The 26,555-nt window shown below is 64.5% G+C and carries 27 protein-coding genes and 2 pseudogenes; 19 read left to right on the top strand and 10 right to left on the bottom strand.

The window, feature by feature from the left end:
• Nucleotides 1–35: 35 nt before the first annotated feature.
• From E5CHR_RS10745 to E5CHR_RS10705, 9 genes are all read right to left on the bottom strand, one after another.
• Nucleotides 36–1,049, bottom strand: coding sequence for a 2Fe-2S iron-sulfur cluster binding domain-containing protein (locus E5CHR_RS10745; protein WP_162579660.1), 1,014 nt, complete (start codon nucleotides 1,047–1,049; stop codon nucleotides 36–38).
• 20 nt (nucleotides 1,050–1,069) lie between these two features.
• A complete protein-coding gene (locus E5CHR_RS10740; protein ID WP_232062032.1) occupies nucleotides 1,070–2,179 on the bottom strand; it encodes a hypothetical protein in 1,110 nt (369 codons plus the stop codon).
• 211 nt (nucleotides 2,180–2,390) lie between these two features.
• Complete coding sequence (locus E5CHR_RS10735) at nucleotides 2,391–3,752, bottom strand: phenylacetate--CoA ligase family protein (RefSeq protein WP_162579659.1); 1,362 nt, start codon at nucleotides 3,750–3,752, stop codon at nucleotides 2,391–2,393.
• A 36-nt stretch (nucleotides 3,753–3,788) separates the two neighbouring features.
• A complete protein-coding gene (paaN, locus tag E5CHR_RS10730) occupies nucleotides 3,789–5,441 on the bottom strand; it encodes a phenylacetic acid degradation protein PaaN (RefSeq protein ID WP_162579658.1) in 1,653 nt (550 codons plus the stop codon).
• A gap of 8 nt (nucleotides 5,442–5,449) precedes the next feature.
• Nucleotides 5,450–6,604 carry an acetyl-CoA acetyltransferase gene (locus tag E5CHR_RS10725; protein WP_162579657.1) on the bottom strand — a complete coding sequence of 385 codons (1,155 nt, stop codon included), beginning with the start codon at nucleotides 6,602–6,604 and terminating at the stop codon, nucleotides 5,450–5,452.
• Nucleotides 6,601–6,984, bottom strand: coding sequence for a Zn-ribbon domain-containing OB-fold protein (locus E5CHR_RS10720; protein ID WP_232062031.1), 384 nt, complete (start codon nucleotides 6,982–6,984; stop codon nucleotides 6,601–6,603). Before E5CHR_RS10720 ends, E5CHR_RS10725 begins: the two co-directional genes overlap by 4 nt.
• Before the next feature lie 3 nt (nucleotides 6,985–6,987).
• Entirely contained in the window at nucleotides 6,988–7,770 is a 783-nt protein-coding gene (locus E5CHR_RS10715; RefSeq protein ID WP_162579655.1) for an enoyl-CoA hydratase/isomerase family protein, read from the bottom strand.
• Nucleotides 7,767–8,243, bottom strand: a complete 477-nt coding sequence (locus tag E5CHR_RS10710) for a MaoC/PaaZ C-terminal domain-containing protein (protein ID WP_162579654.1) — start codon at nucleotides 8,241–8,243, stop codon at nucleotides 7,767–7,769. The genes E5CHR_RS10715 and E5CHR_RS10710 overlap by 4 nt, the downstream gene beginning before the upstream one ends.
• A 276-nt stretch (nucleotides 8,244–8,519) precedes the next feature.
• Nucleotides 8,520–9,152, bottom strand: coding sequence for a TetR/AcrR family transcriptional regulator (locus E5CHR_RS10705; protein WP_232062030.1), 633 nt, complete (start codon nucleotides 9,150–9,152; stop codon nucleotides 8,520–8,522).
• A gap of 140 nt (nucleotides 9,153–9,292) precedes the next feature.
• Between E5CHR_RS10705 and E5CHR_RS10700 the strand changes: the two genes are divergently transcribed.
• Entirely contained in the window at nucleotides 9,293–10,420 is a 1,128-nt protein-coding gene (locus E5CHR_RS10700) for a branched-chain amino acid ABC transporter substrate-binding protein (protein WP_162579653.1), read from the top strand.
• Nucleotides 10,421–10,707: 287 nt separating this feature from the next.
• Here the strand turns inward: E5CHR_RS10700 and E5CHR_RS10695 are convergent.
• A pseudogene (locus E5CHR_RS10695) lies at nucleotides 10,708–10,887 on the bottom strand (alcohol dehydrogenase); the annotation flags it as partial.
• Between the two features lie 629 nt (nucleotides 10,888–11,516).
• Here E5CHR_RS10695 and E5CHR_RS10690 point away from each other — a divergent pair.
• The 18 genes and pseudogenes from E5CHR_RS10690 (at nucleotide 11,517) to E5CHR_RS10615 (ending at nucleotide 26,235) form a co-directional block, all read left to right on the top strand.
• Nucleotides 11,517–12,530 (top strand): NADP-dependent oxidoreductase, encoded by a 1,014-nt coding sequence (locus tag E5CHR_RS10690; RefSeq protein WP_162579652.1) that lies wholly within the window; start codon nucleotides 11,517–11,519, stop codon nucleotides 12,528–12,530.
• Nucleotides 12,531–12,576: 46 nt separating this feature from the next.
• Nucleotides 12,577–13,569, top strand: a complete 993-nt coding sequence (locus E5CHR_RS10685) for a zinc-dependent alcohol dehydrogenase family protein (RefSeq protein WP_162579651.1) — start codon at nucleotides 12,577–12,579, stop codon at nucleotides 13,567–13,569.
• Between the two features lie 53 nt (nucleotides 13,570–13,622).
• A complete protein-coding gene (locus E5CHR_RS31965) occupies nucleotides 13,623–14,078 on the top strand; it encodes an ABC transporter substrate-binding protein (RefSeq protein ID WP_269474048.1) in 456 nt (151 codons plus the stop codon).
• 35 nt (nucleotides 14,079–14,113) lie between these two features.
• Nucleotides 14,114–14,557, top strand: a complete 444-nt coding sequence (locus E5CHR_RS31960; RefSeq protein ID WP_269474047.1) for an ABC transporter substrate-binding protein — start codon at nucleotides 14,114–14,116, stop codon at nucleotides 14,555–14,557.
• A gap of 67 nt (nucleotides 14,558–14,624) precedes the next feature.
• Entirely contained in the window at nucleotides 14,625–15,332 is a 708-nt protein-coding gene (locus E5CHR_RS10675) for an ABC transporter ATP-binding protein (protein WP_232062029.1), read from the top strand.
• Nucleotides 15,333–15,439: 107 nt separating this feature from the next.
• Nucleotides 15,440–16,099, top strand: a complete 660-nt coding sequence (locus E5CHR_RS10670) for an ABC transporter permease (RefSeq protein ID WP_232062028.1) — start codon at nucleotides 15,440–15,442, stop codon at nucleotides 16,097–16,099.
• On the top strand, nucleotides 16,096–16,848 hold the full coding sequence (locus E5CHR_RS10665) for an ABC transporter permease (RefSeq protein WP_162579648.1): 753 nt from the start codon (nucleotides 16,096–16,098) through the stop codon (nucleotides 16,846–16,848). Before E5CHR_RS10670 ends, E5CHR_RS10665 begins: the two co-directional genes overlap by 4 nt.
• Nucleotides 16,849–17,508, top strand: coding sequence for an NIPSNAP family protein (locus E5CHR_RS10660; protein ID WP_162579647.1), 660 nt, complete (start codon nucleotides 16,849–16,851; stop codon nucleotides 17,506–17,508).
• A 49-nt stretch (nucleotides 17,509–17,557) separates the two neighbouring features.
• Nucleotides 17,558–18,496 (top strand): 3-keto-5-aminohexanoate cleavage protein, encoded by a 939-nt coding sequence (locus tag E5CHR_RS10655; RefSeq protein WP_162579646.1) that lies wholly within the window; start codon nucleotides 17,558–17,560, stop codon nucleotides 18,494–18,496.
• A gap of 66 nt (nucleotides 18,497–18,562) precedes the next feature.
• Complete coding sequence (locus tag E5CHR_RS10650; protein WP_162579645.1) at nucleotides 18,563–19,321, top strand: SDR family NAD(P)-dependent oxidoreductase; 759 nt, start codon at nucleotides 18,563–18,565, stop codon at nucleotides 19,319–19,321.
• A gap of 59 nt (nucleotides 19,322–19,380) precedes the next feature.
• Nucleotides 19,381–19,581, top strand: a pseudogene (locus E5CHR_RS31710) (TetR/AcrR family transcriptional regulator); the annotation flags it as partial.
• A gap of 6 nt (nucleotides 19,582–19,587) precedes the next feature.
• Nucleotides 19,588–20,016 carry a TetR-like C-terminal domain-containing protein gene (locus E5CHR_RS10645; RefSeq protein WP_232062283.1) on the top strand — a complete coding sequence of 143 codons (429 nt, stop codon included), beginning with the start codon at nucleotides 19,588–19,590 and terminating at the stop codon, nucleotides 20,014–20,016.
• Nucleotides 20,017–20,042: 26 nt separating this feature from the next.
• On the top strand, nucleotides 20,043–20,678 hold the full coding sequence (locus E5CHR_RS10640; RefSeq protein ID WP_197893852.1) for a glutathione S-transferase family protein: 636 nt from the start codon (nucleotides 20,043–20,045) through the stop codon (nucleotides 20,676–20,678).
• Between the two features lie 4 nt (nucleotides 20,679–20,682).
• Nucleotides 20,683–21,435, top strand: coding sequence for an SDR family NAD(P)-dependent oxidoreductase (locus tag E5CHR_RS10635; RefSeq protein WP_162579643.1), 753 nt, complete (start codon nucleotides 20,683–20,685; stop codon nucleotides 21,433–21,435).
• 136 nt (nucleotides 21,436–21,571) lie between these two features.
• Nucleotides 21,572–22,687, top strand: a complete 1,116-nt coding sequence (locus tag E5CHR_RS10630) for a Re/Si-specific NAD(P)(+) transhydrogenase subunit alpha (RefSeq protein WP_162583672.1) — start codon at nucleotides 21,572–21,574, stop codon at nucleotides 22,685–22,687.
• A gap of 25 nt (nucleotides 22,688–22,712) precedes the next feature.
• Complete coding sequence (locus E5CHR_RS10625) at nucleotides 22,713–23,045, top strand: NAD(P) transhydrogenase subunit alpha (protein ID WP_162579642.1); 333 nt, start codon at nucleotides 22,713–22,715, stop codon at nucleotides 23,043–23,045.
• Between the two features lie 2 nt (nucleotides 23,046–23,047).
• Complete coding sequence (locus E5CHR_RS10620) at nucleotides 23,048–24,535, top strand: NAD(P)(+) transhydrogenase (Re/Si-specific) subunit beta (RefSeq protein WP_162579641.1); 1,488 nt, start codon at nucleotides 23,048–23,050, stop codon at nucleotides 24,533–24,535.
• Between the two features lie 1,511 nt (nucleotides 24,536–26,046).
• Nucleotides 26,047–26,235, top strand: coding sequence for a hypothetical protein (locus E5CHR_RS10615; RefSeq protein ID WP_162579640.1), 189 nt, complete (start codon nucleotides 26,047–26,049; stop codon nucleotides 26,233–26,235).
• The last annotated feature ends 320 nt before the right edge of the window (nucleotides 26,236–26,555 follow it).

The following is a 26,555-nucleotide window of genomic DNA, read 5'->3' as shown; positions in this document are numbered from 1 at the left end:
TTATGTGTCTGTCGTGCCGGGAAAAAATCGAAAAGCTAGGTCTGCGCCACCGGCGTGAAGCTGTCGGCCGAGATCGCCGTGCTCGCCATGCCCAACGCGATGCAGGTGTCGGAACAGGCGGTAACGAAGCCCGGCGAGCCTCCGATCACCGCCCGTGCGCCCGCCAGCGAGCCATGGTTCTCGCGCAGCCAGGAGGGCGCGTACTGCTGCTTCGGACAGAAGCGGCTGCGCGCCTCGGTCACCAGCAGCGCGTAGCGGAAGTTCGGATGTGCACGGGCCAGCCGCGCGAGGCGGTCCATCAACATCAGCTCGGCGTCGTCGCGCACCGAGAACACCAGCGTCATCTGGCTTGTGTCGCCGTTCGAGAGCGCGTCCTCCATGATCGAGAGCACCGGCGCCAGGCCGGTGCCGCCCGCGAGGCCTAGCACCGGACCCTCGCCCTCGGGCAGCCGGCAGGTGCCGTACGGCCCGGTCACGCCCACGCTATCGCCGGGCTGCAGCAGGTCGTGGATGTGGCCGCTGGCCGCGCCGCCCGGATGGCGCGCCACCAGCAGCTCGATCAGGCCGTCGCTCGAAGGCACGGTCGCGAGGCTGTAGCGCCGGTGCGGCGACAGGCCCGGCAGCGCGAGCTCGACGTAGGCGCCGGCCTGCGCCTCGAAGCGGGCCGGCTCGCACGCCTGCAGCACCAGCCGCCGCACGCGCGGCGTAAGCGGCGTGTTGCACAGCACACGCGCCTCGAAGCTCTGCACGGCGGAGCCCTCGCCTCCCGGGATCGGCTGCACCGTGCTCAGGTGCACCTCCGCGCTCACCGGCCGCGCCTGGCACATCAGGCAGAAGCCCTCGGCGATCTCCTGGTCCGAGATCGCGAGACCCAGCGACCAGCCGTTGTCGACCGCGCCCTGTGTGACGCGCGCCTTGCACATGCCGCAGGAGGCGCCGCGGCACTGGTGCGGCAGCACCACGCCCTGCGACAGCGCGGCGTCGAGGATGATCTCGCCTTCGGGCACGCCGAAGCGCAGGGCCTCGTTGACGACGATCGTTCGGCTCATGTTCATCGAGGTCATGCGGCCTAGAAGATCGGAATCACCTTCTCAGGATCGAACACCACCTCCTTGCCCTCGATGCCGACTTCGGGCAGCGCGGGGAACTCGATGCCGTAGGGATCGAGGTTGGCCTTCATGCGCAGCACGGCCGTCTTCCAGTTGGCTTTGCGCTCGTCGAGCGTGAGGATGCCCAGGCCGGCGCTGCGCGCGACCTCGTCGATCTGGCGCTGCGCGGGAATGAAGGTGGGCGGCAGCTTCCAGAATTGCTCGGGCGGCTCGTGCAGGATCCCCGATAGAAACACGAAGCCCGCGCGCAGCTGGATGCTGATCATCTGCTTGTCGTCCTCGGTGAGCACCGGCAGCAGCTTCTGCAGCACCGCCAAGCAAATGCCCAGGTGGCGGCCTTCGTCCTGGCCGATGCGCTTGAAGGCCTCCTTGAACACCGGGATGGTGGTGCGCTGGTACATCCCGTGGAACAGCGTGCTCGAGGCCACTTCGCCGAACAGGAAGGAGGTGAACAGGATCGCGAGCGGGTACTTGTCGACGCCGTTCTTGAAGCCGGTCCAGTAGCGCGAGCCGTTGTAATAGAGCCACTCGATGTTGTTGCGCGCGAGGCGCCCGAGCGGCGTCTCGGGCTCGTAGCCAAGGGGCCCACCGGGCGTGAGGCGCTTGATGGCGCGCCCGCACACTTCTTCGTGGTTCATCTCGTCGCGCACCACCGAGAAGAAGCACTTGCGCACCGGATCCTCTTCCTTGCTCTCGTAGGTGTGGATCATGGCGCGCGCGAACACCGACGGTCCCGAGCCGTCGAACACCGCGAGCAACGAGAACCAGTAGGCCATGGCGTAGCGCTGGTCGAGGCTGTAGTCCTCCGCGCGCAGCGTGTCCCAGGCCAGCGTGTGCGGCGACCAGCCCGGATCGCGCGCCGCGTCGTAGATGTCGTAGAGCTTGGGCGTCTCCACGTGCCACTCGAGCGGGAAGATGTTCGCGCCGTCGATGCCGGGCGCGGCCTCGATCTCGGCGATCAGGGTCTGCGGATCGGGCATCGCGAGCACCTGCTCGGGCGGTGCGGTCAGTGCGCGCGCGAGCGCGGCGGTGTCATGGGCGGTGTCCAGGGCGGTCGGGGACGGGTTCATCGGGATCTCTCCTTGTCATGTGTTCGGATGGGGTTGTGGTTCATTTATTCGCCTTCCAGACGGTATATCAATTGGCAGCAGGACGCCGATGTCGAACAGCGTGGCCTCGACCGACCGGCCCGCCCGACAACTCGCGCTCGCGCAGTGCCATGCGACAGATCGATCACGCGCAGGCCGCCCAGCGGACCGGGCCCGCGTTGCGTTGCGTGCGTCATGCCGGGCTGGCCTCCGCGGCGCTGCGCCGCAGCACGCGCGTGGCCTTGGCCTCGTAGCGCGGCAGCGCACCCTCGTCGTGGCAGCGCACCTCGCAGCTGAGGCCCAGCCGTGCCTTGAGCCGCGCGCGCACCTCGCGCGCCAGGTCTTCGCGCGCGCAGGCCGCGCCGGGCACGCGCTCCACGGCCACCTCCATGTGGTCGAGCACGCTGCGCTCGCTGTCGATGTAGATCTGCCAGGCATCCTTGGCCAGGCCCTCGACACCCGCGATCACGTCCTCGATCTGCGAGGGATAAACCAGCACGCCGCGCACCTTGAGCATGTCGTCCGAGCGGCCGATGATGCGGCCGATGCGCGCATAGGCATGGCGGCCGCAGGCGCAGCGGTAGGGCTGGGCCGAGCGGCGCACCAGGTCGCGCGTGCGCCAGCGCAGCACCGGCGAGGCCTCCTTGTCGAGCGTGGTGAAGACGATCTCGCCGACCTCGCCCGGCGCCACCGGGCGCAGGGTCTGCGGGTCGAGGACCTCGCTGAGCACGCTGTCGTCGTTGACCAGGTGCATCTCGTCGTCGCCGTGCGAATGCGGGCAGGAGACGCCGAGCACAGGCCCGCCGGCCTCGGTGGTGCCGTAGATGTTGTGCGCCAGGAAGCCCTCGGGCATCAGCGCCTCCATCTCGCTGCGGAAGGTGGCCGACACCGACTGGCCGCCGAACAGCCCTACGCGCAGCGCCCAGTCGCGGCGCGGGTCGATGCCGGCCTTGCGCGCCTGCTGGATCAGCGTCATCAGCCACAGCGGCGACATGGTGGTGACCGTGTGGCGGTGGTCGCGCAGCCATTGCACCATCAGCTCGCCGCGGCCCGGGCCGACGGGGAAGTTGACCGCGCCGTAGGCCTTGAGCGCCTCGTCCATCGAGCTGCCGCCGACCCACAGCCCGTAGCCATAGCCCTGGTAGACCCGGTCGCCCGCGCGCACGCCCACCGTGCGGTAGATGCGCGCGAGCTGGCGCACCAGCGTGTCTTCCCAGTCCTTGCGCGTAAAGCCGAACAGCACCGGCAGGCCGGTGGTGCCCGAGGTGGCGCAGAAGCGCACCACCTGCTCGAGCGCCACCGTGAGCAATGGGTACGGATAGAGCGCGCGCAGGTGGCTCTTCTCGAGCAGCGGCAGCGCCTGCAGCGCGGCGCGGTCCTTCAGGTCGCGCGGCGAGGCGCCGGCCGCCGCGAAGTGCGCCTGCCATTGCGGCGATTCCGCGAGCCGGCGGCCGAGCGCGGCGAGCTTGGTGTCCTGGCGCGCCTGCAGTTCGTCGAGCGACAGAAAATCGTCGGCGGCATCGGCCGCCGCCTGCGCATTGCGGGATTCGGTCATGAAGCGTCTCCTTTGTTCTTCGGGGGCGGTCGCGCTTCAGGCGGCGAGGTAGCGGCGCGTCTGCAGCACGCGGAAGCGCGGCAGCACGAAGGCCGTGTCGCACAGCGCCGCATTGCCCGCCGCGTTGTAGCCGCTCACGTGCAGGTCGCTGAAAGCGGCCGACTGGTTGACGAGCACCGGACCGGTCATGTCGAGCGTGAGGTGCACGCCGGCATCGGCGGCCGCCTGCTTCGCGCGATGCACGAAGGCCTCGTCGCGCGAGTACACCGACCAGGTGATCGCACCGCGCGAACGCGTGACCTCTTGCGCATGCCGCAGCGCCGCGTCGGCGTCCTCGGTCACGATCAACAGGCTGATTGGGCCGAAGTGTTCGCGCGCAATGGTATCGAGGTCCTCGGGCGGCACCGCGTACAGGGCCGGGGTGCGCAGCACCGCGTCGGGCATCTCAGGATGCGCGAGCCGGCGCGAGGCGAACACCGGCTCGCCGATCGACGCCGCATGAACGGCGCGCTCCTCGGTCGCTTCGCTCTGGATCGCGCCCAGCAATTCGAAAGCACGCAGCGGATCGGCAACCAGCTTGGCGACGGCCGCTGCCAGGTCGGCCTTGAAGTCCTCGACCGTCTTCGCCGTGCCGTCCTGCAGCCGGATGCCCGTGCGCGCCAGGTACACGCTCTGCGGCGTGGTGCACATCTGGGCGCTGTAAAGGCTGAGCGTGAGCGCGAGGTTGCGCACCAGGCCGCTGTAGTCGTCGGTGCTTTCGATCAGCACCGCGTTGACGCTGGCCTTCTCGGTGAAGACATGAGCCTGGTGCGCATGGGTCTCCAGCCAGTCGCCGAACTCGGGACCACCCGTGAAGTCGATCAGCTTCACGCGCGCATCGAGCGCGAGCGCCTTCGTCTTGGGCGAAGCGCGCGTGTCGACCAGCAGCTGCACCACGTCGGCCTCGAGGCCTAGGCTTGCGAGCACCGTGCGCGCCGTATCGACGCACAGCGCGAGCGGCAGCACGGCCGTGGGATGCGGCTTCACAACGACCGGGTTGCCCGTGACCAGGCTCGCGAACAGACCCGGATAGGAATTCCAAGTCGGGAAGGTGGCGCAGCCGATCACGGCCGCGATGCCGCGCGGCACGATCTCGAAGCTCTTCTCCACCCGCACCGGCCGGCGCGAATCGGGTTTCTCCCAGAGCACGCGCGCGGGATAGGCGACCATTTCGCGCACGGCGATGGCCACGGCCTCGAGCGCGCGGTCCAGCGCGTGCGCGGTGCCGGCCTGGAAGGCCATCGCAAACGGTTGGCCGCAGGCATGCATGCAGGCGAAGGCCATCTCGAAGGCGCGCTGCTGCAGCGCCTCGAGGATCTCGAGCGCTACCGCGGCACGCTCGGCCGGGTCGAGCGCGGTCCAGGCCGGTGTCGCGGCCTCGGCGCGCGCGAGCACGGCATCGACCGGCTCGTCGGCATAGGCGGTGTCGAAGGGCGCGCCGAAGGCGCTGCGCTCCTCCCCGCGGATCGCGCCGTCGCGCTGCGTCCAGCGTGCGCGCACGGCCGATTCGCCGGCTTCGCGCGAGCCGCGCGCATGGACCGGATGCGCTGGGTCTTCGGGATAGGCGCTGTGGTACCCGCGGCGGGCGATGGCGGCGATCGCATCAGCCAGGCGGCCGGCGTGTTTCTGTGGCAGAGCTTGGAGTGTCATGAATGGGTTCAGAGCGTGGCGGCGGTGCCGAAGATCGCGGTGCATTGGCTCGACATGTAGCCGCCCGGCGCATGGGCCAGCGCGAGCTCGGCGCCGGCCACCTGGCGCGCGCCGGCGTCGCCACGCAGCTGCACCACCGACTCGATGGCGGTGTAGATGCCGAACATGCCGGGATGGCCGAGCGAGAGCCCGCCGCCGTTGGTGTTCATCGGGAAGTCGCCGCCTGGAGAGGCGCGGCCATCGAGAAAAGCACCGCCCTCGCCCTTGGCGCAGAAGCCCGTGTCCTCGGCGAAGACGATCGGCATGATCGTGAAGGCGTCGTAGAACTGCACCACGTCGATGTCCTTCGGTCCCACGCCGGCCTGCGCATAGGCGGTGGCCGACGACACGGTGGCTGCGGTGCGCACCAGGTCCGGCATCTGCGCGATGCTGCGGTGCGTGGCAGCCTCGCCCACGCCGAGCAGGTAGACCGGCTTGCGCCGCAGCTGCGCGGCACGCTCGGCCGAGACCACGACCAGCGCGCCGCCGCCGTCGGTCACGAGGCAGCAGTCGCGCACCGTGAAGGGGTGCGCCACCGGCCGCGCAGCGATCACGTCCTCGATGCTCAGCGGCCCGGGATCGGGCACGTCGGTGTCCAGCCGCGCCCAGTCGCGCGCGCTCACCGCTACCTGCGCGAGCTGTTCCCGCGTGGTGCCGAATTCGTGCATATGGCGCTGCGCGACCATCGCGTAAGCCGCGATCGGGCCGGGGTAGCCATAGGGCACTTCGTAGGGGTTGGGTTCGGAATGGGTCGCGAATTGTCCGCCCGCGGACTTCTGCGTGCTGCCGTACGCGATCAGCACCACCGAGCACAGGCCGGCCGCGATCGCGGCGCGCGCATGATTCAGGTGCGCGAGGAAGGCACCGCCGCCGACCTGGGTGGAGTCGGTGTAGCGCGGGCGCAGGCCCAAGTATTCGCACAGGCTCAGCGTCGGCATGAAAAGCTGCAGCCCGGCCGCGAACACGCCATCGACCTCGGTCAACGAAAGGCCCGCGTCGTCGAGCGCGCGCACCGAGGCCAAGGCCATCGCGTCGAACGGCGAAGAGAGTGCCGGCATCGTCGCGAAGCCGGTGCTGCCGATGCCGGCGATCGCGGCCGCGCCGCGCAGATTCGTTGCCGTCATGCGAGCGCTCCGAACACCACGCGGTGCGCGTCGTTCCAGGGCTCGATGCGCGCGGCCACGCGCAGGCCGATGCGCAGCGTGCCGGGCGCCGCGTCGACCACGGTGGCCATCATGCGAAAGCCCTCGTCGAGGTCGACCAGCGCGATATTGAAGGCGCCGTCGCGCCGCTGCACCTCGGTACAGGCATGCACCGTGCCCTCGCCGCGGCTGGTGCGCCATTCGAGTTCTCCAGGTCGACCGCCCGGACCCACGACTTGCGGCGGAAAGACCGCGCGGCCCGTGCCATGGTCGAACTGGTAAACCAGCTGGCCTTCGGCCAACGCGGCGAGAAAGTGGGCGCGGGGCGAACGCGCGGCGCCGGCAAGGTGGGGCATGCTCATCGCCTAGCGTCCGATAAAGCGCGGCTTGCGTTTCTGCTGGAAGGCGCCGATGCCCTCGATGCCATCAGGCCCGGCCAGCGCCTCGGCCTGGGCGATCGCCTCGAGCTCGAGCGTCTCTTCGAAAGAACGGGCGCGCGACAGGATGCGCTTCGACGCGGCGAAGGCTGCGGTGGGGCCGCTCGCGATCTCACGCGCCATCCGTAACGCGATCTCGTCGAGCGCCTCGGCGGCCACGCTGCGGTTCACGAGCCCCATGGCCGCGGCTTCGCGCCCCGAGAACAGGCGCCCCAGGAAGATCAGCTCGGCCGCGCGGTGTGGCCCGACGCGTTCGCGCAGGTGGTGGTGGCCGCCCGAGTCAAGCACCGCGCCGATGTTGCGGAACGGGCTGCCGAGCAGGGCATCGTCGGCGACCAGCGCGATGTCGCAGGCCAGCGCCAGTCCAAACCCGAAACCCAGTGCAGGACCCTGTACTGCGGCGATCGTCGGCACCGGACAGTCGCGCACCGCGGCAAGCACGGGGTTGATCCGATCGCGCAGGATGGCGAGCGTGTCATCGCTGTCGGGATGCGCGTCTTTAAGGTCCCGGCCGGCGCAGAAGGCATGGCGCGTACCGCGCACCAACACCACGCGCGCACCGGCCGATACGGCCTCGCCGATTGCATCAGCGATCGCAGTCATCTCATCCAGGCGCAGGCTGTTTTTTGCGGCGAGCCGTTCGATCGCGATGACCGCAACCGGCAATTCCAGCGTTAGCCGCACCGCATCGCTGAAGGTGAAGCCGCTCATTGCGAAGCTCCCTGGAACGCCATCAGGATGCGCAACTCGCTGGCCATCAGCAGCAGTCCGTTTTGGTTGTGGACGTTCCACTGCAGCCGCAGCACGCCGTCGGTTCCTGCCCGCTTCACCGTCTTTTCGAGCACGGCGGCCTCGAGATGGATGGTGTCGCCGATGAAGGCCGGCGCAGTGAAGCGCAGTACGTCGCTGCCGTAGTTCGCAACGATCGCCGGCGCCGCGGGCGGGATGCCCAGGCCCGCCGCATACGCCAAGAGCATGAGGCCTGGTGCGATGCGCTGTCCAAAGCGCGTCTGCGCCGCATGGTGCGCGTCAGTGTGCAGCACATACCAATCACCGGTCAGTGCGCACCACTGAAGGATGTCCGCCTCGGTAACGGTACGTCCGCGCGAACGAAAGCGCGCGCCCTCCTCGATCTCGTCGAAGTGCTGCTCGAGGAAGCCGCAGGTGCTGGTAATCTCGGTCATCTCTTTTATTTACCTTCCGGACGGAATATAAATTGAGATGGTGATCTCTTGTTAGCTAGGGCTTACCCGTAGCTATTGATACACCATGGATCGAGCGAGTGACGAAAAAGAGCCCGGCACGTCGATGCAGCAGCCGTCTTGCCGTGTCGTGTCTTGTCGCCTGTACGCTTGGCTTTAATTGCCGCCCTCGCGGCTCAACATGTGACCGGCAGCCTGCAGAGCACAGCGCCTACTGACTGGGCCGGCAATGGCGTCCGGTGCAGCGCCAGGTGCGCGCTACACAATTCCGTGCAGGCACATGTCGGTCGCCTGATCGGCAAGGGTCTCCAGACTCAGGCGACCCGTCGGGTGGTACCAGGTGTAGGTCCAGTTCAGCATGCCGTAGATCAGCATCGCGTGCGTGGTCGCAGCCTGTCGATCCTTGAATCTTTGCGCGTTGATCTCGCGCAGCAGCGAGCAGAGCAAGCCGACCAACTTCTGCTCGTTCGCCTTCACTTGCGCGCGCACTTCGTCGGGCAGGTGGTACACGTCCTCGATCAGAACGGTGTGACGGTCGCGCTGTTCGTAGTAATACTTCAAATGCGCAAGAAAGTAATTGCGCAGTCGCGCTCGTGGATCCAGCGGCGCGGAGACCAAGTCAGAGGCAATCAACACCAGTGCGCTTACGTGCTCGCCCAACATCTCCGCGAGCATCGCCTCCTTCGAAGGGAAGTAGTGGTACATGCGCGACTTCGATGCATTGCAGGCCGCTCCGATATCAATGATGTTCGTGTTGCGGAAACCGTTCTTCGCGAAGAGCGATGCTGCGACATCGAGAATCTTGGCTCGGATGTCGTCGAAGTTTTCGGATTTTGTTCTGGCCATGGCGGCGTCGCGTGCAAAGAAAGAGTCCGGTCGAAACCATTGCAATAGCGCATGTTTCGTTCGCCCATACAGGCTACAGCCAGGAGAAACGGCGAACTTTATTCCGTCTGGACGGCATACTCTAACCCATGTCTCGCGGCACTTGGGCGGGGCTGCTTCCCAATCACATGCCGATGGAGCCACGAATGAAACACTGCGTCCCCCACGCCCTCGTATGGCTTGTCATCTCCACCGCTGTTGTCGCCAGCGCCCAGACGTTGGACGCACCCGTGCGCATCGGCGTCGCCGCGCCATTGACCGGCGCGATCGCCCATCTCGGCAAAGACATGGAGAACGGCGCGCGGCTCGCCATCGAGGATCTCAATGCACAGAAGCTGGTGATTGGCGGGCGCCAGGTCCGTTTCGAAGCGGTGGTTGAGGACGACCGGGCTGACCCTGCCACCGCCACCAACGTGGCGCAAAAGCTTGCCGACATGCAAGTGAACGGAATCGTTGGTCACCTCAACTCGGGTACTACGATCCCAGCGGCCCGCGTCTACAACAACGCCGGCATCCCACAGGTTGCTCCCGCCGCTACCAACCCTCAGTACACGCGTGCCGGCTACCGGTATGCCGCACGGCTCATGGCCACCGATGTGCAACAAGCCAATGGAATCGCCAGCTATATCTCGCGCACTTTGCAGGCGAAAACAGTTGCTGTGATCGACGATCGCACGGCCTACGGCCAGGGACTGGCTGATGAAGTGGTTGCGAACCTTGGCAAACTGCAGGTCAACGTGCTCAAGCGAGAGTTCGGTACGGATCGCGCGACCGACTTTTCGGCCATTCTTACCACTCTGCGAGGCCTGAAGCCCGACGTGATCGTCTATGCCGGCGCAGACGCGCAGGCGGCTCTGGTCAACCGGCAGATGAAGCAGCTCGGGGTGAATGCCAGATTCATCGCTGGCGACGGAGTCTGTACTGGGGAATGGAGCAAGCTTGCGGCGGGGGCCAATGAGGGAGCCTATTGCACCCAGGCGGGCGCCCCGCGCGATGCCATGGGCGCTTTCGAGGCATTCAACCAGCGATTCAGGGCACGCTTTGGGGCCGAGGTGATCGTGTTCGCACCTTATGCCTACGACGCGGTGATGGTGTTGGTCGAGGCCATGAAGCGAGCTGGGTCTACCGACCCTGCCGCCTACGGGCCGAAACTACCGGGCGTGACGGTCACCGGCGTCATCGGGCCGATCGCGTTCGACGCGCGAGGTGACAATCTGCATGGCTCGGTGACGATCTACCAAATCCGAGGCGGCAAGCTGGTTGTCGCGCAGTAGCATCTTGTGCGTTCCTCTCGCTCGGGATCCAAACTTGATAAAGATCCGGCCTGATCCTGAGCCAGGAAAGTGCTGTCCGTTCTGGCTGAAGCCCGGGATCACGCAGCTCGCCAGCAGCGGGGACCGCACTGGACATGGAACTTCGCACGCAGGACAAGTGCCCCAATCAAAGCGCATCGCTGGCCGCATGGCCGCTCGATTCGCCGAAGCGATCCACCACTGCCGCCACCGACGGCGCGTACGGGCGGTGTTCATCAAAGCTTGCCCACCTCACTCGTTGTGGACTTTCATGAAGACTCGCGCAGATTGCCTGTCGTCAAGACCATGCGGAACTTGACCTCACCGGACTTCATCTTCTGGTAGGCCGCGCCGGCCTGCTCCAGCGGCATGACTTCGATCGTCGGGCGCACGCCGGCCAGCACGCTGAAATTGAGCGCTTTCTCGTTCTCGTACGGCGTACCGGCGATGCGGTTGCAGCGTCCGGTCAGCGCCTTCGATGTCACCGATGTCGGCGCCGCGAACGCCGCAGGCTTGCACCTCGATCAGCACCTCGCCAATGCCGGGCGTCGGCGTCGGTCGCTCCGCCAGTTCGAGGGAACCGGGGCGGGTCACTTGCATCGCGCGGTAGGTGATCTTCATGGTCGTCGCTCCTGGAGTTGTCGAAAACTCGAGGGAAGCCATCAGCGCAAGGTCAATGCGAGACGGTTCATTGCCTCGCCGAGCGACCGTTGCCGCAGATTCAGCCGCGCAGCGTCGCGCGCCGGCTCTGACAGGCGGCGCAGATCGCGCGCAGCAGCTGTGGCACGGACTGGCGAGGATGGAGCGTGGAGCCGATGGGGCCGAGGCCGCACGCGGCGCGCGCCAGGCCTGTCGACTTGTTCGCTGGTCGACTTCAGGGACGCAATGGATGGACTTGCAGCCATGGCGGTGCACGAATCGCTTGCCCACGGATGAAGACGTGCACACCAGGGTTTCTCCCAAGCTATTTTCGATACAAGATGACTAGTATCTATATCAGCGACTAAGCAAGAGGCTGCACACTGACAACTGCGACCCGCCGGCGTCTTGCACTCGTTTCATCCAACCAGTGGCCCAAATGAAGCAACAACTCAACCGCAAGATCACCCTGAAGAGCCGCCCGAGCGGGATGCCGCGGGTCGAAGATTTCGAACTGAGGCAAGAGCCCGTCCCGGCCCCTGGGCCAGGCCAAGTACTCCTCCAAACACTTTTTCTGTCACTGGACCCCTACATGCGGGGGCGGATCAGCGATGCCAAAAACTACGCAGCTCCCGTCGGCCTCGGCGAGGTGATCGTCGGCGGGACAGTGTCCAGAGTGCTCGAGAGCGCTGCGCCCGGTTTCAACAAGGGCGACATCGTGGAAGGGCCCGGCGGTTGGCAGGAGCTTTCGGTGCTCGCCGCAGGCTCGCTGCGCAAGGTCGATCCTGACCTGGCGCCGCCATCGACGGCACTCGGCGTCCTCGGCATGCCCGGGCTCACCGCCTACTTCTCGATACTCCATGTCGCCAGGCCAATTTCCGGCGATGTCGTCGTCATCTCTGGCGCAGCCGGCGCGGTCGGCCAGCTCGCGGGACAGATCGCCAAGCTCGCCGGCTGTATCGTCATCGGAATCGCCGGCAGCGACGACAAGCTCGAATACTGCCAAAAGACTCTCGGCTTCGACCACGTCATCAACTACAAGAAGACACCCGAACTCGCCTCGGTACTCACCAAGCTCTGCCCCGCAGGGGTGAACGTCTATCTCGACGGCGTTGGGGGCGCCATCTCGCAAGCCGTGTTCGGCAATCTTGCCTTCAAGGCACGCGTGGTGATCATCGGCCAGATCTCCCAGTCCAATCTCGTCGAACCCGATCTCGGCCCCCGCAGCATGAGATATCTGCTCACGAGCCGCGCCCGTATTGAAGGCTTTCTCGTCGGCGACTGGCAGTCCCGCAATAGCGAAGCGCTTCTTCGCCTCTCAGGTTGGCTCAAGGCCGGCCAGATCCAGTACAGCGAACATCAGGTTGACGGACTGGAGAACGCGCCGTCTGCGTTCATCGGAATGCTCAGCGGCGCGAACCTGGGGAAGACGATCGTTCGAGTCGCAGATTGACCGCTCAGTTGCGAGCACACCCTCCCGCCACATAAGAACAGACAACATGAAGGCCGTTCAAATCCTAGGCTTCGGCACCGATCCGGACCTGCTGTCGATCGTCGACGCGCCCGAGCCCGAGTCACCAGGTGAAGGGGAGGTCATCCTGGACATCCTTGCAGCGCCCATCAATCCGTCCGACCTGCTCAACTTCCAGGGACGTTTCGGTTCGAAGCCGCCGCCTCTTCCCTGCATGGCCGGAGGCGAAGCGGTCGGTCAGGTGCGAGAACTGGGAACCGGTGTTGATCACCTCAGGGTCGGCGACCGTGTGCTCGCGCTATTCGCTGGCCGAGGCAACTGGTGCCAGCGAATCAAGGCCCCATCCGTCGGCCTGCGCCCCCTCCCCGCCAATGCCGATGTCAATCAGCTGGCCATGATGGCAGTCAACCCCGCGACCGCCTGGCACCTGCTAAAAGGTTTTGTGGCACTCGAGCCCGGCGACTGGGTGCTGCAGAACGCCGGCAACTCGGCGGTCGCGCACAACGTCGTCAAGCTGGCGCGCCATATGGGCATGCGCACCATCAACATCGTGCGCAGCCAATCCCAATGCGCAAGCGTGCTGGAAGCTGGTGCCGACGCGGTCGTTGTTGACGGCTCCGACTTGGCAGACCGCGTCCAGACAGCCTCGGGGAACACGCCCATCAAGCTGGCTTTCGACGCCGTCGCGGGACAGGCCACCGCGAAACTGGGGCGGTGTCTTGCCAACGGTGGCACTGTCGTCACCTACGGCTTGCTGTCATCACCGTCCTGTCAGATCGACGCGGCGGATCTTGTCTTCCGGAACGTCGCGCTTCGTGGCTACTGGTTCACACACTGGTTCGAGACATCGACCGTCGAAGAGCGGAATGCCGTCTACGACGTCATCGCTGGACTGATCGAAAGCGGCGTCATTGATGTGGAGGTCGAGGCGACGTATCCGATGAGCCAGGTCAAAGCCGCAGTCGCCCACGCAGCACTTGAAGGCCGCAAGGGCAAGGTGATCTTGCTGCCGCAACTCTGACCGCCCTTTCGCGCTCGACCTGGCCGACCAAGCCGAACCATCAGGAGACAACCATGAGATCAAGAGTTCTTGCCTTCCTCGCCTCCGTGGCGGTAGGTCATTGCATCTATGCACCTCCCGCGTCCGCGCAGCAAAAAGTTGTGCTCGGACATGTGGCGACTGCCGAGATCGCCGGTGCCTTCGCCGCGAGCGCTGAAGGCTACTTCAAGGAGGCCGGCGTTCCGGTCGAGCTGCAGCTGATTCCACTCAATCCATCCATGCCACCGGCACTGCAATCCGAGGCAGTCCAGATCGCCACCATCACGACCACCACTTTCCTGCAAGCTGTCGATGGTGGCCTGGACCTCGTGATCATTGCAGAGGGAAGTGTCGGCGCGAAGACCAGCAAGAACTTTGCTGTCTTTGCGAGAAACGGCTCGGGTATCCAGAAGGCCCAGGATTTCCTCGGGAAGAAGGTCGGGTTCCCGGTGTCGGCGCGATCCTCCACGTATGGTTTCGCAAGTGGCTGAGCCTCAATGGCGTCGACCAGCGCCGGGTGACGTTCGTGGAAAGCGGCTTTCCCCAGCATGCCGATCTGATCCGCGGCGGCAGCGTCGATGCCGTCGTCACCGCTGAACCGATGCTGGGACGCATGAACGAAGCGAGCATCGGCTATGTAGTCACGCCGATGGTCTCCAACTTCGAGCGCCCGCTTCCCATCTTCTATTACATCTCGACTCGAGACTACGCCAAAACGCATCCAGAGGCCATCGCAAAGTTCAGGGACGCACTGAAGCGAGGCGTCGCCTTCGCCGAAGCCAATCCAGAAAAGGCCAAGGCCTACATCGCCAAGTTCACGGGCATGCCGCCTGATCTTGCAAATCGGATTCCGATGCCGCAACTCATGACGTCGTCTGACCGGCCCGCGCTGGAAGAGACCATCAAGATGATGCGCGAGCAAGGAATGCTGCGCAACAGCGTGGATGTGGGACGCCTCTATGCGCAATAGCAAGAACGCAGAAGGCGCGGCCACGCTGACCTTCCGCGACGTCTCCGTCGCCTACGCGGGTCGGCCGGTGTTCGACAGGATCTCCTTCAAGATCCCAAGTGGCAAGTTTGCATGTGTCATCGGCCCTTCGGGCTGCGGCAAGACCACCGTATTGCGCGTGGCCGCAGGCCTGGTGGCGCCGTCGAGCGGCACCATCGATTTTGGCGGCGCGCCGCTGGCCGGGCCAAGGCGCGACATGGCCGTTGTCTTCCAGGACTATGGCCGGGCCTTGCTCCCGTGGCGAAACGTTTACGCGAACGTCTCATTGGCACTTGAAGCCGCGAAAGTGCCCATGTCCGAGCGCGCCGACAGGATCCATGCATTGCTCAAGACCGTTGGACTTCGCGATCACGCGAAGAAGTTTCCCAGCCAGATGTCCGGTGGCATGCAGCAGCGGGTGCAGATTGCCCGTTGCCTGGCGCAAGAGCCACGCCTGCTGCTGATGGATGAGCCCTTCGGCGCACTCGATGCGATGACTCGGCAATCGCTGCAGGACGAGATCCTGGCCATTGCTGCCGAGCGGCACATCACCGTGATGTTCGTAACGCACGACCTGGAAGAGGCCATCTATCTGGGAGACGAAGTGATCGCGCTTGCGTCACATCCTAGCCGCATCGAGCGGATCGTCGATGCGCCCCTTCCACGGCCGCGCCATCAGTTGACCACACGTGAAGATCCGGAATTCCTGCGCATGCGCAGGGAACTCTACGGACTGATGCAGGGGGAGCACGCATGAGCATAGCCAAAGGCCTTGTCGTTCCCGTCTGCCTCGTGGTGATCTGGGAGCTCACGGCGCGTACCTGGGCCAGTTCCAGCGACACCTTGGTCCCGCCGAGCGACGTGGTGGCCTCCATCGCCGAACTCCTGACCAATGGCGTGCTGCTCACAAGGACCCTCCAAACCATCGTCAGCGCCGGGGTGGGCCTTTGCTACGGTGCGCTGTTGGGGCTTGCGGGTGGACTGCTTCTCGGCGTGTCGCCAAATGCCGCGCGGCTGCTGAATTGGCCGATCGAGCTGCTCAGGCCGATGCCCTCCGTCGCCTTGATCCCGCTGTCCATGATGGCCTTTGGCTTCGGAGTGAAGATGGAAAGTGCGATCGTCGGCTTCGCTACCTTCTGGCCCGTGTTGATCCTCGCGCAAAGCGCCATTGCCGGCGTCGACCGACGCTTGCTGGAGGTGGCGGACGTGCTGCAACTCGGAACGGCCCAAAGAGTATTCAAGATCTTCTTGCCGGCCGCAGCGCCGCGGCTGATCGTCGCGCTCCGCCTTGCGATCGGGCTTGCGCTGGTCGTCGCGGTAACGGTCGAAATCGTGGCCAATCCCCAAGGCCTCGGCTACGGCCTTGTGACTTCCCAGACAGCGCTCAAACCAGCCGACATGCTCGCCTATTTGTTTTGGGTCGGCCTGCTTGGCTGGCTGCTGAACTCCGCGCTGGTCGCCGTCCAGCGCCATCTCCTGGCGGGCCTCGGCGTCGGCAATGCACTTGCAAAGGAAGCGCGATGAAGGTGCTCGCCCGACTCTCATTCGCGCTCGGCGGGCTCGTGCTCCTGGGGCTGCTCTGGCATGCCGCCACTGCAAGCGGGCTCGTCCCCAAGATCTATCTGCCAACGCCGCGAGGCGCTTTCGACGCGCTTCACTGGGGATTCACCGAAGGCGACCTCGCACATCAAGCCATTGAGACGTTGATGAGGATGATCTGGGGATGGCTGCTCGCCAGCCTGATCGCGGTGCTGATCGGCGCCTTGCTAGGTGTCTGGGAAGAAGGGGCGCTCTACCTGAACCCCCTGCTGGAGTTCGTACGCCCCCTGCCAGCGTCAGCAGTCGTCCCCGTTGCGATCGTTTTCTTTGGCCTCACTCCCGGGATGGTGATAGGCGTGGTTGCCTTCGGTTCGCTTTGGCCCACCCTTCTAGCCACCGTCCATGGCTTCGCATCTGTTGACCCGCGCCTCAAGGAGGTCTCGAGGGTGCTGGCGCTTGGCAAGCTGGAGTACGTATTGAAGATCGGCTTGCCGAATGCCGTGACGGACATTCTGGGGGGCATGAGGGTATCGATGACGATCGCCCTGATCCTGTCCATCGTGGGCGAGATGCTCTCGGGTCAACCGGGCCTTGGAACGGCCATCCTCCTGGCCGGAAGATCGTACCAATCAGCCGACCTGTTTGCCGGCATCGCGCTACTTGGACTCATCGGCCTCGTCACGAACGCCTTGCTTCAGCGCTGCGAAGCGCACCTGCTGCGCTGGCGTTCCTGAGTGCATGCCGAGTTTCTGAACCCAACCAATCACCTTGCAAACCAAATGATCTTCCATCTGGCCACAATCGAATGCGTCCCTGGCAGTGTGGCAGCTGTGCTGGGCGCGCTAGAGAAGGCGCTTGCTAGGCGAAAGGCGGCTTCACTGATCGGCTGCTGGGTCGCGGAAGTCGGACTTCTCAACGAAATCGCAGTGCTGCGAAGCTTCCGATCGGCCGAGGCAATGGAGGCTGAGCCACTGGGAGGTGCGGAGCTCCGGTTCCCTGCGGACGCCGCTACAAAGGTGGTCGCAGTCCAGCAGGACGCCTACGCCAGCTTCCCCGGCATCGAGCCGGTCGTGAAGGGCGAGCTAGGCCGCTTCTACGAGATCCGGACCTATCACCTCAACGAGGATCCGGAATCCCTGCCCGCCTCAATTGCCTCCTGGCAGGCCGCGGTGCCCGACCGCATCTCGCTGTCGCCGCTCGTCATCGTAATGCACGCGCTTGCGGAACCCAAGCGGATCGTGCATATCTGGCCGTACACCTCGCTGGACCAGCGCCAGGCCGTCCGCGCCGACGCTCTCGCCAAAGGCTGGTGGCCTCCACGTGGTTCGCTCCAGTGGATGAAGCGCGCCCAGACGGCCATCTACGTCCCCGCTCCGTTTTCTCCCTTGCAGTGATACGTGCCCAGACTGCCGCGGAACCGCGGTCGTCCAAAAAGGAACCCAAGTGAACCCCCCCCAAAAGAAGGTCATCATCAGCTGCGCCGTGACCGGAAGCATCCACACACCCAGCATGAGTCCGCACCTGCCCATCACGCCCGCGGAGATCGCCCACAGTGGCATCGAGGCATTCGAGGCTGGCGCGGCGATCCTGCACCTGCATGCCAGGGATCCCGCGAACGGCCAGCCGTCGGCAGACCCCCGAACGTTCATGGAGTTCCTCCCGGCAATCAAGGAGCGCACCGACGCAGTCATCAATATCACGACAGGCGGCGCGCAGTGGATGACATTAGACGCACGGCTCGCAGCCGCACGACGTGCGTCGCCGGAGATGTGTTCGCTGAACATGGGCTCCATGAACTTCGCGCTCTTTCCGATGCTGGAGAAGTACAAGGACCTCAAGCATGACTGGGAGGCGCCTTATCTCGAAGGATCCCGTGACGGAATCTTCCGCAACACATTCAAGGACATCGAATACATTCTCCACGAACTCGGGGATGGCCATGGGACACGCTTCGAGTTCGAGTGCTACGACATTGGCCATCTCTACTCGCTGGCGCACTTCCTCGATAGAAAGCTGGTAAAGCCACCGCTCTTTGTTCAGACCGTCTTTGGCATTCTGGGCGGCATTGGGGCGGACATCGACAACCTCAATCACGCCAGACACATCGCCGACAAACTCTTCGGCGACGCTTACGAGTGGTCCGTCATGGCGGCCGGGCGCAGCCAAATGCCGCTCGCCACGTCCGGCGCGCTCAGGGGTGGCAATGTGCGCGTCGGTCTGGAAGACAGCCTTTACATCGGCAAAGGCACGCTTGCCCCTTCGAATGCCTCACAGGTGAAGAAGATCCGTGCCACGCTGGACTCACTCGGGATCGAGATTGCTTCTCCCGAGGAGGCTAGAGCACGACTTGCACTCAAAGGCGCATCCGCCGTGGCCTTCTAGTTCGCCCAGACAGCACCGCAGCATCACGGTCCGAGAAGGCCGACCGTCATTCACAGAAGGACCCCAATGCAGAACTATCGAGCCGCGAATTTCTCGATCCACGACAAGGTCGTCATCATCACCGGAGCCGGGGGCGGCATCGGCAAGGCCATGGCGTTGGGCCTGGGCCAGGCAGGGGCCATGGTTGCATGCGTCGACCGAGACTTTTCCGCTGCCAATGCCGTCGCCAAAGAAATAGGCCCCGACAAAGGCGTCGCGATCGATTGCGACGTCACGCTCGAAGATTCCGTAACGGCGGCCGTCGCAGCCGTAATAGGACGGTTTCGGCGTATCGACGCCCTCATCAACAATGCGGGTCAACTCCACCGCTGTTTGGTGAAGGATCATACGTTGGCAGACTGGAATCGGATCTTCACGGTGAACGTCACGGGGACGTTCTTGTTCTCGTGCGCAGTGCTACCTCGGATGATCGAGCAAGGAGCCGGGCGCATCGTGAACTTCACGTCCGCGCTAGGCGTCCGAAGCACGCCTGGAGGGGCAGCCTACGGGGCAGCCAAGGCTGCGATCTCCAGCTTCACGAACACGCTGCACCAGGAAGTTGCCGGCCACGGCATCTCTGTTTCGGCGATAGCACCGGGCCTTACCAACACGGCAATGGCCAACGACAACATGACCTCCGAGTACATGGAGCGTATCGCTGCTTCCTATCCAGGTGGTCGCCTCGGGCAGCCAGAAGACATCATCGGTCTGGCGCACTTCCTGATGACCGAGGCATCGAAGCATGTAAGCGGTTCGACCATTTTTGTTCGACCGCCGGGCGGTTGAATGCCGGCACCAGCTACCGGCGTTCAGAATATTCCCATTGTCCGCGACCAGGATCTCTTATGAACGAAGCTTCGTCTCCCATCAATCCACAGGGCACGCGCAGTCCAGGGCGCCCGCGCAGCGAGGAGGCCCGGGTTGCCGTGCTGGACGCGACTCGCACCTTGCTCGGAAAGACAAGAGTACGAGACCTGACGATAGATGCGATCGCGCAGGAGTCAGGGGTTGCGAGAGCCACCATCTATCGGTGGTGGGCCAACAAGAATGCCGTGGTCATCGACACCTTCATCAAGCTGATGCTGCCGAGTACCCCGACACCGGATGCTGCATCGGCGATGGATGCGATGGCCAAGCACCTGGCATTGCTCGTCAAGCAATACCGGGGCGAGCTCGGCCAGATGGTCGCGGAGATCCTGGCAGAGGGGCAGACCGACGCGGTACTGCGCGATGCGTTTCGAGAGGGCTTTTTCAAGCACCGGCGCGCGGCGGTTCGTGAGGTCGTCGAACGCGGCATGGCATCCGGAGAGTTTGCTGCCGAGCTGAATGTGGAGATCGCGCTCGACATGCTCTATGGTGCCGTCTACTTCCGACTTCTGATGGGTCATGGGCACCTCGATGCGCGTTTCGCGCGCGAGCTGGCCGACACGGCGCGCGCCTTTCTTTGCAGCCACACCGGCCGCACCCATCCAGTGCAGTGACCCTCGGTCCTCGCATCAGGAATCCAATGATGGGCAAATATCGATTGTTCTGCCGTGGCGAGTCCGGAAACAGCTACAAGGCAACCCTCATGCTGAACCTGGTCGGCGCGGATTGGTCGCCGGTGTTCGTCGACTTCTTCGATGAGCCATCAAGATCCGCCTTTCGCCAGACCACCAATGAGATGGGCGAGCTTCCCACGCTCGAGTTGCCCGATGGACGGCTGATCTCGCAAAGCGGCGTCATCCTGAGTTTCCTTTCCCGGGAAGCGGGGATGTACTCAGCGGCAAGCCAAATGGAACAGGATGAGGTCCTGCGCTGGCTGCTTTTTGACAACCATCGATTCACGCCTCCGTTTGCCACGCTCCGTTTCATGATCGGACTTCGAGGCGCCGATGAGTCGGTTTTGACCGCGCACCTGCGCGCGCAGGCACAAGCGGCCTACGAGATCGTCGACGCGCACCTTGCGGGCCGTGAATACATCGTCGGCGCCTCCCCCACGATCGCTGACATCTCGATGGCGGGCTACCTGTATTACGAAGAGGATGCGCGCTTCGACAGGAAGGGATTTTTGAACATCGCCCGATGGGCCGACCGGATCAAGCGGCTTCCTGGATGGAAACACCCATACGACCTGATGCCCAGGGCAATTCGCGAGGAATGACGGCATGATTTTTGATGACCTCAGGGGCAAGACGGCGCTGGTCACCGGCGCTTCTTCCGGATTGGGCGCCTACTTTGCCGGCGTGCTCGCGGCGCACGGCGTCAAGGTAATCCTGGCTGCTCGGCGCACCGAAGCGCTGGACACGATCGCAGCGATGATCCATTCGTCAGGCGGCACCGCTTCTATCGCCTCGCTGGACGTCCGGGATGTCGAGGCGTGTTCCCGATCCATTGCCGCGATCGGCTCGCTGGACATCCTGGTCAACAACGCCGGCGTCGTCCACGAAGGAAGCGCGCTGGATGGACAGACGGAGACGGACTGGGATGACGTCGTAGACACGAACCTCAAGGGCATGTTCTTCGTCGCGCAGTCGGTCGCGAGTCTGATGAAGGACTGCGGCGGCGGCTCCATCATCAATGTCGCATCCATCCTTGGCTTGCGCCAGGCCGGCGGCGTGCTTCCCTATGCGGTCTCCAAGGCCGGCGTCATTCAGCTCACCAAGTGTCTCGCGCTGGAACTCGCGCGACACGGCATTCGCGTCAATTCCCTCGCTCCAGGCTACCTCTACACCGAGCTCAACAAGGACTTCTGGCAGTCAGAGCCCGGCTTGGCACTCGTGCGCCGGATTCCCCAGCGTCGGCTTGGTCAACTCGATGACCTTCAGGGGCCGCTCCTGCTGCTGGCCTCGGAAGCGTCCCGCTACATGACCGGGACGGAAGTGGTCGTCGAAGGAGGCCACCTGGTAGGCACGCTCTAGAGGGTGGGCGGCTTCCCCCTTCATGTGCCCTGTAACGCGGCGCAGAGATGCGGCACGGCACTCTCGGCGCGCCCTTTCTTTATTCACCATTCGAGGGGTTCCCCATGAAAGGAGAAGTGGCTTGGCTTACTCCCTACTGAAAATCGGCATACCTGCAGAAACGATTTCCGGCGAAACCCGAGTGGCCGTGACTTCGGAGACGGCCAAGAAGCTTGTCGCGCAGGGGCACACGGTGCGTGTGCAGTCCGGCGCCGGCGTTGCTGCCTCGCTCACCGATGCCGCCTACCAGGGTGCCGGTGCCGAGATCACCGATGCCGCTGGCGCCTTTGCCTGCGAGCTCGTGCTCAAGGTGCGTGCACCCACGCACGCCGAGGCTGCGCTCATGAAGCCTGGCACCGTGGTGGTGGGCATGCTCAACCCCTTCGATGCCCAGGGCCTGCAAAGGCTCGCGGAGGCCGGCCTCACCGGCTTTGCGCTGGAAGCCGCCCCCCGCACCACCCGCGCCCAGAGCATGGACGTGCTCTCTTCCCAGGCCAACATCGCCGGCTACAAGGCCGTCATGATCGCCGCCGACCGCTACCAGCGCTTCTTTCCCATGCTCATGACCGCTGCGGGCACCGTCAAGGCCGCGCGCGTCGTCATCCTGGGCGTCGGCGTCGCTGGCCTGCAGGCCATCGCCACTGCCAAGCGCCTGGGTGCCGTCATCGAGGCCTCGGACGTGCGCCCCTCCGTCAAGGAGCAGGTTGAGTCCCTGGGCGCCAAGTTCATCGACGTGCCCTACGAGACCCAGGAAGAAAAGGAAGCCGCCGAAGGCGTCGGCGGCTATGCCCGCCCCATGCCCCAGAGCTGGCTCGATCGCCAGAAAGCCGAAGTCGCCAAGCGCGTGGCCCAGGCCGACGTCGTCATCACCACCGCGCTCATCCCCGGCCGGCCCGCCCCCGTGCTCGTCACCGAGGACATGGTCAAGGCCATGAAGCCCGGCTCCGTCGTCGTCGACCTCGCCGCCCCCCAAGGCGGCAACTGCCCCCTGACCGAGCCCGGGCGCACCGTCGTCAAGCACGGCGTCACCCTCGTGGGCGAGACCAACCTGCCCGCCCTCGTGGCCGCCGACGCCTCCTCGCTCTACGCGCGCAACGTGCTCGACTTCCTCAAGCTCGTGCTCCCCAAGGAGGGCGGCTTCAAGATCGATCTCGAAGACGACATCGTCGCCGCCTGCCTGATGAGCCGCGACGGCCAGCTCACCCGCAAGTAAGAACAAGCCGAACGAGGAGAAAGCCATGGACCCGGTATCCCATACCGTCATCAACCTGATCATCTTCGTGCTGGCCATCTACGTGGGCTACCACGTGGTCTGGACCGTCACCCCTGCGCTGCACACGCCGCTGATGGCCGTGACCAACGCCATCTCCGCCATCGTCATCGTGGGCGCCATGCTCGCGGCCGCGCTCACCACCACCTGGCTGGGCAAGGGCATGGGCGTGCTGGCCGTGGCCCTGGCAGCGGTCAACGTCTTTGGCGGCTTCCTCGTCACCCGGCGCATGCTGGAGATGTTCAGGAAGAAGGACAAGAAGGCCCCGGCTGCTGCAGCGGCCAAGGCGGGGGGCCACTGACCATGTCGATGAACGTCGTCACGCTGCTGTACCTGGTTGCCAGCGTCTGCTTCATCCAGTCCCTCAAGGGCCTGAGCCATCCGACCACCTCGATCCGCGGCAACATGTTCGGCATGGCCGGCATGGCCATCGCCATCCTGACCACCGCGGCGCTGATCGTGCAGCTCGCCGGCGGCAGGGGCCAGGGCATGGCCTGGGTGCTGCTGGGCCTGGTGGTGGGCGGCGGCTACGGCGCCTACCGCGCCAAGACCGTCGAGATGACCCAGATGCCCGAGCTGGTCGCCTTCTTCCACAGCATGATCGGTCTGGCGGCTGTCTTCATCGCGGTGGCGGCCGTGGTCGAGCCGTGGGCCTTCGGCATCACGCCGCCTCCGGTGGCTGCGCTCATCGGGGGCAACACGCCCGAGGGTGCCTACGTGGTCGACGGCCTGGCGCGCTGGGCGATTCCGGCGGGCAACCGGCTGGAGCTGTTCCTGGGCGCGGCCATCGGCGCCATCACCTTCAGCGGCTCGGTCATCGCCTTCGGCAAGCTCTCGGGCAAGTACAAGTTCCGCCTGTTCCAGGGTGCGCCGGTGCAGTTCAAGGGCCAGCACATGCTCAACCTGGTGCTGGGGCTCGCGACCATCGGCCTGGGGCTGGTGTACATGGCCACCGAGAGCTGGACTGCCTTCTTCCTGATGCTGCTGCTGGCCTTCGTGATGGGGGTGCTGATCATCATCCCGATCGGCGGGGCGGACATGCCGGTGGTGGTGTCGATGCTCAACAGCTACTCGGGCTGGGCGGCCGCGGGCATCGGCTTCAGCCTGAACAACGCCATGCTGATCGTGGCGGGCTCGCTGGTGGGCAGCTCGGGGGCGATCCTGAGCTACATCATGTGCAAGGCGATGAACCGCTCGTTCTTCAACGTGATCCTGGGCGGCTTCGGCGGCGAGCCGGCAACGGCCACGGGCGCGGCCCAGGAGCAGCGCCCGGTCAAGAGCGGCAGCGCCGACGACGCGGCCTACATGCTCTCCAACGCCGAGACCGTGATCATCGTGCCCGGCTATGGGCTGGCGGTGGCGCGCGCGCAGCACGCGGTCAACGAGCTGGCGCAGAAGCTCACCGAGAAGGGCGTGACGGTGAAGTACGCGATCCACCCGGTGGCCGGGCGCATGCCGGGGCACATGAACGTGCTGCTGGCGGAGGCCGAGGTGCCCTACGACCAGGTGTTCGAGATGGAGGACATCAACGGCGAGTTCGCGCAGGCCGACGTGGCGATCATCCTGGGGGCCAACGACGTGGTGAACCCGGCCGCGCTCACCAAGGGCACGCCGATCTACGGCATGCCGATCCTGGAGGCCTACAAGGCCAAGACGGTGATCGTGAACAAGCGCAGCATGGCCGCGGGCTATGCCGGGCTGGACAACGAGCTGTTCTACATGGACAAGACCATGATGGTCTTCGGCGACGCCAAGAAGGTGGTCGAGGACATGGGCAAGGCGATCGAGTAGGAAGAAATCGGGGGCGGCCGTTGCTGGCTTCGTGTTCGGGCAGCGAAGGCCAAACACCTAAGAACTGGCCGTCGGCGAACTGCCGAAGAGCGCGACCATGACGTTTCGCAGCCAGCGATGCGCCGGATCTGCGTCCTGGCGCAGTGCCAGTACATCCTGATGTCGAGCGGTAGCATCGCAAAGGGGACGTCGCAGATCTCCAGATCAATCGGCATTGCGGATGTTGCGCGCCACCGGAGGGCGGAACGAGAGCTTCGACGGAGGGAACACTCCAAGTGCAGCCCTCCCATTCCTTCTGAACGGTAAACGCCGTCTGACCAATCGGCACACTTTCCCTGCGAGACGCAGGCCAGAGTTTTTTGGGGATCTCCTCGCATCTCTACAGGAACTAATCCATCACCTGACGCTGCATCAGCTCGCAACGGGCAGCGGCCAGTTCTGTAAGCGGACTTCACGGTCCAGCGCTTGGAGCTTCCGCAATCATCTGGACCATGCATAGGCTTATGCACCGGCGCGCGCCTGGCTTGGAGCAAGTGACTGGGCCGATCGGCAGCGCTGTCCCATCCGACCTCCGACTTCGCTTCGATGTACATGGCGCGGCTTCGTCACGTTCTCTGCTCTCGTGTCAGGCTACGTCGGAGCCCCGACTGTTTGCGCATTTATTAGCTTGTTTGCGCATTTATTGAGCTGTTCGGTCATTTATTGACCTAGAACAGCCGCTGTTCTGGCTCAATAAAAGCGCAAATAGCTACCCACGCCAGTTGTGGCCTCCCAGGGGACCGGCTCAGGCACCAGGGGCCCGAGAAATCCCAAACAACGTCACCCCGAGCACGAACGTAGGTCTCAGGGAACCCCATAAATGCGCGGACACTGGGCCCAAGATGCGGTGCGCAGCCAACGAGTGGAACTCCCTGCACGACCCGCGTTCTCTTCTTTCCCAAGCGATGTGCGAAGTGCGAGGCGCCGCTGCTTCCCAAGCATCGCTGGGGACAGGAGCGAAATCTTCGCGCCAGAAGCAGACTTCCGACGACGCGGCAGGGGCACAACCCTGACCTGGAGGGAAGGCGAATGCAGAATTGGCTAGTCGGAGTTCTTGCTACCGCTTAGCTTGTAGCCGGCGTGGCCTATGTCGCGATGGGCCAACGTGCGCAAGGGCACTTGAGCGAATGCGCCACGAGCCAAGACCGTTTGGTCGGATGGCTCTTCTGGTGGTCCTTTGCCACCGATAAGTACGACGATGAGGGAAAGCGGCTATGCCGCCGAGCTCAAGGCTTGGCGTTCCTCATCATCGCGCTCTTTGTTGCCTGGAATTGGCTTCTGCTCCGCCCCAGATGATTCGGCTGGTACCGTGGCGCCTCCATCCAGAAAACGGACCGAATGACCTACGATGACTGGAGGCGGGCCACTCGAAGCTGCTTCCAAATTGCCTAAGGACCCAACATGTTTTCCCACGTCTTTGGCCAGGACCGGACCTTCACAGTCGTCTCCCAGTACATCGGACGAGACCCATCATGGAAATCATCGACTCTAAGCCTCAGGGATGGTTCTTGCTGCAGGACGGCAACGACTTGCTGCTCGACGTGAACTGCAGCTACTCGGCGGTCAGCTTTGACATCGTCGTGCGACTGACGCCGGGGGAGGCTCAAGCCTATGGTGTTGAAGGCCGATCGTTCGTCTCACGGCTTGCCGAGACGGCGTAGCGCGATGCCTTGACCGAATTCAGAAGTAGGAATGTGGCCGCCAAGGTGGGCCCGAAGGTGCTTGCAACCATCATCGCTGCACTGGGAAGCCGTGCCGCATGAGACAGACGCCAGCAGCAGACGTTCGACGACGCCGTCCAGTTCAACATTTTGAAGCCACACGAGTAGCAGCCTCAACAGCCTGCGGGACGACCTGATTGCGTCGCTGCATTCCGACCAGACAGTCGCGTCAAGAATCACCGGGCGGCTTGGCGACCAAGCGTTCGTCCGTAACCTCGTCGAGGTTTGCAAGCCTTTCGACGACTACACGAGACGCTGGT

This window comes from Variovorax sp. PBS-H4 (assembly GCF_901827205.1).
Classification (GTDB): domain Bacteria; phylum Pseudomonadota; class Gammaproteobacteria; order Burkholderiales; family Burkholderiaceae_C; genus Variovorax.
The sequence above is the reverse complement of the archived record's forward strand: the minus strand, read 5'-3'. Positions and strand labels throughout refer to the sequence as shown.

Excerpts from the sequence above, each read along its gene's own strand:
- E5CHR_RS10745 (WP_162579660.1), bottom strand. The coding sequence starts at position 1,049 with ATGAGCCGAACGATCGTCGTCAACGAGGCCCTGCGCTTCGGCGTGCCC.
- E5CHR_RS10740 (WP_232062032.1), bottom strand. The coding sequence starts at position 2,179 with ATGAACCCGTCCCCGACCGCCCTGGACACCGCCCATGACACCGCCGCG.
- E5CHR_RS10735 (WP_162579659.1), bottom strand. The coding sequence starts at position 3,752 with ATGACCGAATCCCGCAATGCGCAGGCGGCGGCCGATGCCGCCGACGAT.
- paaN (WP_162579658.1), bottom strand. The coding sequence starts at position 5,441 with ATGACACTCCAAGCTCTGCCACAGAAACACGCCGGCCGCCTGGCTGAT.
- E5CHR_RS10725 (WP_162579657.1), bottom strand. The coding sequence starts at position 6,604 with ATGACGGCAACGAATCTGCGCGGCGCGGCCGCGATCGCCGGCATCGGC.
- E5CHR_RS10720 (WP_232062031.1), bottom strand. The coding sequence starts at position 6,984 with ATGAGCATGCCCCACCTTGCCGGCGCCGCGCGTTCGCCCCGCGCCCAC.
- E5CHR_RS10715 (WP_162579655.1), bottom strand. The coding sequence starts at position 7,770 with ATGAGCGGCTTCACCTTCAGCGATGCGGTGCGGCTAACGCTGGAATTG.
- E5CHR_RS10710 (WP_162579654.1), bottom strand. The coding sequence starts at position 8,243 with ATGACCGAGATTACCAGCACCTGCGGCTTCCTCGAGCAGCACTTCGAC.
- E5CHR_RS10700 (WP_162579653.1), top strand. The coding sequence starts at position 9,293 with ATGAAACACTGCGTCCCCCACGCCCTCGTATGGCTTGTCATCTCCACC.
- E5CHR_RS10690 (WP_162579652.1), top strand. The coding sequence starts at position 11,517 with ATGAAGCAACAACTCAACCGCAAGATCACCCTGAAGAGCCGCCCGAGC.
- E5CHR_RS10685 (WP_162579651.1), top strand. The coding sequence starts at position 12,577 with ATGAAGGCCGTTCAAATCCTAGGCTTCGGCACCGATCCGGACCTGCTG.
- E5CHR_RS31965 (WP_269474048.1), top strand. The coding sequence starts at position 13,623 with ATGAGATCAAGAGTTCTTGCCTTCCTCGCCTCCGTGGCGGTAGGTCAT.
- E5CHR_RS10665 (WP_162579648.1), top strand. The coding sequence starts at position 16,096 with ATGAAGGTGCTCGCCCGACTCTCATTCGCGCTCGGCGGGCTCGTGCTC.
- E5CHR_RS10650 (WP_162579645.1), top strand. The coding sequence starts at position 18,563 with ATGCAGAACTATCGAGCCGCGAATTTCTCGATCCACGACAAGGTCGTC.
- E5CHR_RS10640 (WP_197893852.1), top strand. The coding sequence starts at position 20,043 with ATGATGGGCAAATATCGATTGTTCTGCCGTGGCGAGTCCGGAAACAGC.
- E5CHR_RS10635 (WP_162579643.1), top strand. The coding sequence starts at position 20,683 with ATGATTTTTGATGACCTCAGGGGCAAGACGGCGCTGGTCACCGGCGCT.
- E5CHR_RS10625 (WP_162579642.1), top strand. The coding sequence starts at position 22,713 with ATGGACCCGGTATCCCATACCGTCATCAACCTGATCATCTTCGTGCTG.
- E5CHR_RS10620 (WP_162579641.1), top strand. The coding sequence starts at position 23,048 with ATGTCGATGAACGTCGTCACGCTGCTGTACCTGGTTGCCAGCGTCTGC.
- E5CHR_RS10615 (WP_162579640.1), top strand. The coding sequence starts at position 26,047 with ATGGAAATCATCGACTCTAAGCCTCAGGGATGGTTCTTGCTGCAGGAC.